Genomic DNA, 1,102 nt, shown 5'->3' on the forward strand with positions numbered 1-1,102 from the left:
GCCGCCTTCGGTAAAGTGTAATTTTTTCATGGAAATTTATTTTGTATTTCTATGGAGAAAAGCGCCTATTCCCCTATCCCCTCAACTTATTTTCAGGAATATCTAGAGGTAAAGGGAAAAGGCCCATCATGTAAACTTGAGTTACTTCACTGTGGGTGTTTGGTGAATTCTAAAAGATTATAGCTATAAGGGCTAAATCCAGGCTTGCTTATTCTAATGCTTTAAGCTTGCATAAAGACTGCCTTATTCCTTGAACAGCGAACGCCATCGTTTACTTAATTTTTCCAATGTAGGAGCAGATAGCTCAGCGAGTAGTTTCTTAAATTCCTGCATCTCCTCTGTTTGCTGGGTTGATTTAACCTCTTGTAGCTCTAGTTTTTTAATTAATGAAGTGTTTATTTCCTGCTGTGCCTGATTTATTAGTTTTTGCTCTTCTAGGGTTTTATTCAGCCATTGTACCTTGTCGCTCTGATGGTTGAGCAACTTTTTATGTTCTTCAAGGCTGGTTTGCTGAGATTGAATAATTGCTTTTTGTTCTTGGGTAATCTTTTTCTGACCCTGCAAATGCTCTTCCAAACGCTTTATCGTCTTTTTATGCTTTTTACCAACTTCCTTTTGCTTATCAATTGCCATTTGGTGTTGATGCAAGCCCTGATGCAGACAAATATTCGTTTCCTGAATTGCGGCCGTATTTATAGCACCCAAGGTTCCGTAATTCAAGCTGTACAGGTCTTTTTCTTTGGAGTAGTGCACCAGTTCCGGAAAAAGTTCATTTACTTCCTGAGCTCCGAACCCCAGATGTTTGCGCTTTTCTTTTCGATCTGCTTTATAGCGATACTGGATAGGGTTCATTTGCATTACTTTATCCAATACCTGGTGCATACCGCAGATGTCCTCCTTGCTTCTGATGTCGGACTCCTGAAAGGAGCCTTGGGAGAAGACAAACTCCTGGGTGGTAAGGGAGCCATCTAATGCTGCTGATCCGCTAACTGATAAATCTTTAACTGACCAGTTGGTTAGAGCATTATTGGAATTTCCTGAATGATACAGTTCTAGCCAATCTCTCCATTCCCCAGTCTGGTCATACTGACTTCTTACAAAG

The 1,102-nt window shown here is 40.4% G+C and carries 1 protein-coding gene; it reads right to left on the minus strand.

Features of this window, described 5'->3' with window-relative positions:
- Window positions 1-243 precede the first annotated feature (243 nt).
- On the minus strand, window positions 244-1,102 hold an 859-nt coding region (locus tag E1171_RS00915), incomplete at its 5' end, for a tail fiber domain-containing protein (protein WP_155203189.1).

It is taken from the genome of Xanthovirga aplysinae, from assembly GCF_009711365.1.
GTDB classification, from domain to species: domain Bacteria; phylum Bacteroidota; class Bacteroidia; order Cytophagales; family Cyclobacteriaceae; genus Xanthovirga; species Xanthovirga aplysinae.